Below are 5445 nucleotides of genomic sequence, written 5' to 3'. Positions count from 1 at the left end.
GCAAGATATGGGAGAGCCGGTTTCTACTCATTCGCGGGTTTCATGGTTTCAAGCAGCACGAAGGACCTGGAAGCGACAACAAAGGCCCTTGCCTTCATGACGTCGAAGGATGCGCTTATTGTTATAAACACGGCTCTTGGAAGTCTGCCGCCAAGACAGTCAGGCGTCGTTGCAGAGTACATCGCGAATGATCCAAATCTGATGAAGTTCGTGGAAGGCTCGAAGTATGCCTATGGAAATCCGAATGTTCCGTTCTGGGTTCAGGCAAGAGATATTATCTCCAAGTATCTCGAACGTGCAATTATGGGCGTCATGACTCCGAAGAACGCGCTAGACGGAGCGGCCGAGGAAATCAGTAAACTGAAGTAATTACCTAAGGCCGGCTTTTCCTAATGGATCTGCCGGCTCTTTATCTTCCAAGAGGTGAAGCGTGAGCGGTGCGGGCAGTCTCAAGAGGCGAATCGCAGTAACGGCCTTGATATTCATTGCGCCAGTGCTGATTTACAACTTAATCTTCAAGATAGTCCCGATATTTGTCTCCCTCTTTCTGAGCCTTACGAAATTCTCAGGCTTCGGAGAGGCAAGGTTCATTGGCCTGGCGAATTACGCCCGAATATTCGGTGACTCAGAGTTCTGGAGAGCGGTTCTGGTGACCTTTCAGTTTTCAATTGAAGTCCTGCCTCTAAACATGCTTTTCTCTCTGCTGCTTGCCCTGCTAGTAAACAGCGGACTAAAAGGAATCGGGATTTTCAGGGCGATCTACTATCTTCCTGTCATTACTCCCATGGTTGCGGCAAGCATGATCTGGATCTGGCTCTATGATCCTCAAATCGGTATATTGAATTTCCTCCTTTCGCTTTTCAATATACCCCCTGTAAATTTTCTCAGGAATCCAAACACCGCCCTTCACTCCATTGTAGCTATGAGGATATGGAGGGGAGCAGGATGGAACATGCTTATCTATCTGGCCGGTCTTCAGGGGATATCTAAGAATCTGTATGAAGCGGCAGCTATAGATGGTGCCTCATCCATTCGAAGATTCTTCAAAATCACCCTTCCTCTGCTAAGACCGGTTCATGTCTATGTACTGATTGTCGGTATGATCAGCACTCTTCAGTCCTTCACGGAGATGTACGTCATGACGGGAGGGGGTCCGCTGCAGTCTACGACAACGGTCGGGCTCCTCATATACAGAGCCGCCTTCGACTATATGGATATGGGCTACGCGAGTGCAATGTCGTTCGTTCTTGGGATAATGATCATGACCCTGTCCGTTGCCAGCTTCCGATCACGTCGACAAAAGGAGGCCTTCGAATGAAGAGAAACAAGCTGAGAACGATCTTATTGTTGTCGCTTGCCGCGATTATTTTTGGATCGCCCTTCTTCTGGATGGTAATCTCCTCGCTAAAGCCAAACGCAGAGCTATTTACCTGGCCGCCTACGTTCATACCGAAGACAATTACTCTGGAACATTATCAGTCGGCACTCACCTCAAGAGGCTTCAGCAACTATTTCATGAACAGCGCAATTGTCTCACTTGTTTCAATGACGTTCAACCTCGTGTTTTGCTCGCTCGCGGGCTATGCTTTTGCCAGACTTGATTTCCCTATGAAGAATGTTTTGTTCATCCTTCTGCTGAGTACTATGATGATACCTGTTCAGGTAACTCTGGTTCCAACTTTCCTTATGGTGAAGTCATTTCCGCTCGTGGGCGGAAATGATATTCTCGGAAGGGGAGGCACCGGTCTTCTCAATACATATGCCGGTCTCGTTATCCCACACATAATGACTGTATTTGGCGTTTTCATAATGAGACAATTCTATATGCAGTTTCCTAAAGAACTTTCTGAAGCGGCAAGGATCGATGGGGCCTCAGAACTCAAAATCTTCAGGAAGATCTTTCTTCCGCTTGGAAAGCCAGCGATGTCGGCCCTTGCAATCTTCACATTCACCCAGGCCTGGGATGATTTCCTCTGGCCCCTCGTAGTAACGAGCGACAGGTCTATGAGGACTCTACAGCTGGGACTGGAAGTGTTCAAGAACAGGTACACAGCCGACTGGGGACCTCTGATGGCTGCGACAACGATCTCTATCGCGCCAGTGATTGTTGTGTTTCTCGTATTTCAAAGGTACTTCACAGATACCGCTTTGAGTTCTGGAATCAAATAGACTGGGAAGTGAAGAAATGGATTTAGTTTATGATGTTGTAGTTGTTGGTGGCGGCGTGGCTGGCGTATCGGCGGCAATTGCTGCCTCCAGAACAGGAGTAAGAGTGCTTCTTCTGGAGAAAGACATGTCATTCGGCGGAGTTCTTACTACTGCCCTTGTAAACCCGATGATGACATTTCACTCATCTGAGAGACAGGTGATAGGCGGGATCGGACAGGAGATCATCGACAGGCTCGTTTCATTGCGTGGGAGTTACGGACACATAGATGATCCCATTGGCTTTGTCAAATCAATCACCCCATTCGATCCCGAGAAAATGAAGTCATTACTGATTGAGATGCTTAGAGAGGCAGGTGTTGACTTTCTATTCAACTCTCTCGTCGTTGATGTTTCGAGAGATGGAGATTCGATCTCTACCATAATAACCGCGAGCACCGGTGAGGAGAATAGAATAAATGCAAAGGTCTTTGTGGATTCGACCGGTGAAGGAAACTTTTCCATACGTGCCGGTGCTTATTACAACATTGGAGACGGAAGCCCTTCCAGCTGCCAGCCGATGACTCTGGTGATGAGAATCGGCGGCGTTGATAGAGAAGAGATAGTGTCATATGTTACCAGGTACAGAGATGATTTCGTCATCAATGAGCATACCGACCTGAGCTATCTGGGAATTGCCGGGTTCTTCAGTTTCATGAAAAGGCTTGACGACTACGGAATCTATTTCAAAAGGGACAGACTTTTGTTTTTCGAAGTTCCCTACCATCCCGGGCAGATATTCATGAACACCACCAGATACGCCGGTTATGCCAACAGGAGCAAAGAACTAACTGAAGCCCAGACCCACGGGAGCACCGATGTCTGGAGATTCATGGACTTTCTCAAGAAAGAGATTCCCGGATTCAAAAACTCATTTCTAGTTCAGACAGGCTGTCACATAGGGGTGAGAGAGACCACCCACATAGTGGGAGATTACGTTTTGAGAACTGGTGACTTGATTGATAGAAGAACATTTGGCGACGCTATTGCTGTAGGGTCGTATCCGATCGATATTCATCTGCCCGGTTCGGCAGAACTGAAGACGATCTCAATCCCATACCCGGGCGAATACCATATTCCCATGCGATCGCTCATTCCAAAGGGCTTAGGTAATGTTGTTCTTGCCGGAAGAGCAATCAGTGCCGATCATACGGCCTTTTCTGCGGTCAGGACCAGCCCGCTGGCAACTGCAACCGGTATGGCGGCAGGGATTTCTGCGGCACTTGCCGTGAAACATAGAAAGCTTGTCAGAGATGTAAACATTGATCTGATACAGAGAGAGATAGTCGAGACGGGAGGAATTCTTTGAAGACAGTAGTTGTTCCAATGGATGAAAGGCCACCGAACTACCAGTTGGTTTCCAAGATTGCAGATCTCAAAGGTCTTGAGATCGAGCTCCCGAAAAAGGGTTTGCTGGGAAGATACATGAAGCCGGGAGAGTGCGATGAATTGATTGGATGGATGCTTTCAAGAGAGGCAGACAGATTCATAATCTCCGTCGATATGCTGTCTTACGGCGGTCTCATAGCCTCAAGGGAAGAGGGAATAAGCGCGGAGACAGCTCTCGAAAGGCTGAGGTCGGTAAGAGAGCTGAGGAGAAGACTACCGAGTGCCGAGATTCTGCTCTCTTCAATTGTCAGGAGAGCGTCGGTCTCAGTTTCATCGGCGGGCTCGAGGGAACTATGGACGATGCTCAAGAACTATCTATGGCTCTCGGGTCATGGAAGAATCAAAGAAGCCGAGACCGTAGAAGACGAACTACCCAGAGGATTTGTAAGCAGATACCGTGAACTACGCTTGAGAAATCACCGAGTAAACAAGGAATGCCTCAGGCTCGTCAAAGACGGCTGTGCAGATCTTCTTGTGCTTGCCCAGGAAGATACCTTCCAGCATGGCCCTCAGGAGAGAGAACTGGACACACTTGAAGGAATCGCAGATGACTTTGACATCGAAGATAGGGTTTTCATACATAACGGCGCAGATGAAGCCATACAGGAGTTGCTTTCTTGCAGACGAGATCGGGAATATCCTGTCGATATCATCTATGACTCCCCCAAAACTAGGGACAAGGTCATGGATTTCGAGGACCGAGAATTCGGCAAGAACGTAGAGTCCCATATGAAGCTTCTAGGGATGAGAAAGTCTTCAGATTCTACAACCGGCATTATGATAGCCGGAACATCTACAACCGATTCGATTGAAGCGCTAAAGAACCTGAGCAAGAGAAAGCAGAGGGTCTTCATATTAGACGTCTTCTATCCAAACGGGTCCAACCCTTCCTTTGTTGAAGCTTATCTGGAGCTGGAGCTGAAGAACGTCTGGGGATACTCTGCCTGGAATACGGCTTCAAACAGCCTGGGGACTCTTCTCTCTCTGGCTTTGATTTCCGGTTCCTGTGAAGTGAAAAAGAAGGCTCTCGCCGAGTTTTATATCTCGCGGCTTCTTGACGACCATCTTTACCAGGGGGTTCTCAGAAATACCCTGGAGAGAACGATCGATGAATCCGGTGGCGATGTATACAAGGTTAGCAAGTCCAAAGGACTCTTTGAAAGCTTCAGAGACGATGTTTTCTTACCGAAGGCAGAAGAGTTCCTTGAGAGATTCATTCGTGGGAGGAAACTGGACATCTATGATTTCTCCTCTTCAGAGAATCGGATCTCGATTGAGAAGTTCAGTCTTCCATGGGATAGGACATTTGAATGCGAAATAGAAGTCAAGATCGACTGAATCAACTCTCTTCTTAACGAGAAAAAAGGGGGGCTCTTAGTGAAGAAGAAAGTAGCTATTGTAGGCGCAGGTGTATGGGGAAGAACTCACGCATTCCTGTATAGAGAGCATCCAGAAGTTGAGCTAGTTGGCATCTGTGATCATGACAGAGAAAGAGCAAAGAGATTTGCCGAAGAGTTTGAAACTCCAAATGTATTTGAAGATCATCGCCTTATGCTAGATAGGCTTGACTTTGATGCAGTATCGGTAGTCACACCGGACTTCGCTCATGGTGAGATCGTTGTCGATTGCGCAAATGCCGGAAAGGATATCCTCGTAGAGAAGCCAATTGCAACAACTAGGGAGGATCTGATCAGGATATCAAAGGCGGTAAAGGCAAACAACATAAGGGTAATGACCGATCTTCACAATAGATGGAGTCCTCCATTTGCGGTCGCCAAACAGATGCTTGATGATGGGGAACTCGGAACCCCGGTAAGCGCCTATTTCAGATTGAATGACGTTCTCTGGGTT

Annotated in this window: 5 protein-coding genes; all 5 read left to right on the top strand. The window is 47.7% G+C overall.

Annotation, left to right across the window (positions count from 1 at the left end; translation table 11 throughout):
* Nucleotides 1–430 precede the first annotated feature (430 nt).
* Nucleotides 431–1318: a sugar ABC transporter permease gene (locus ENN47_00935; protein HDP76756.1), complete on the top strand. Its 888-nt coding sequence runs from the start codon at nt 431–433 to the stop codon at nt 1316–1318.
* Nucleotides 1288–2169, top strand: a complete 882-nt coding sequence (locus ENN47_00930; GenBank protein ID HDP76755.1) for a carbohydrate ABC transporter permease — start codon at nt 1288–1290, stop codon at nt 2167–2169. Before ENN47_00935 ends, ENN47_00930 begins: the two co-directional genes overlap by 31 nt.
* 16 nt (nt 2170–2185) lie before the next feature.
* A complete protein-coding gene (locus tag ENN47_00925) occupies nt 2186–3514 on the top strand; it encodes an FAD-dependent oxidoreductase (protein ID HDP76754.1) in 1329 nt (442 codons plus the stop codon).
* Entirely contained in the window at nt 3511–4932 is a 1422-nt protein-coding gene (locus ENN47_00920; protein ID HDP76753.1) for a DUF4127 family protein, read from the top strand. The genes ENN47_00925 and ENN47_00920 overlap by 4 nt, the downstream gene beginning before the upstream one ends.
* A 39-nt stretch (nt 4933–4971) precedes the next feature.
* Nucleotides 4972–5445: Gfo/Idh/MocA family oxidoreductase (locus tag ENN47_00915; protein HDP76752.1), on the top strand; the 474-nt coding region annotated here is incomplete at its 3' end.

Origin of the sequence: Mesotoga infera (assembly GCA_011045915.1) — a bacterium.
Classification (GTDB): Bacteria; Thermotogota; Thermotogae; order Petrotogales; family Kosmotogaceae; genus Mesotoga; species Mesotoga infera_D.
This window is presented reverse-complemented; position numbering and strand designations above follow the sequence as displayed.

Coding starts and splice junctions, on each gene's coding strand:
- ENN47_00925 (HDP76754.1), top strand. CDS start 2,186: ATGGATTTAGTTTATGATGTTGTAGTTGTTGGTGGCGGCGTGGCTGGC.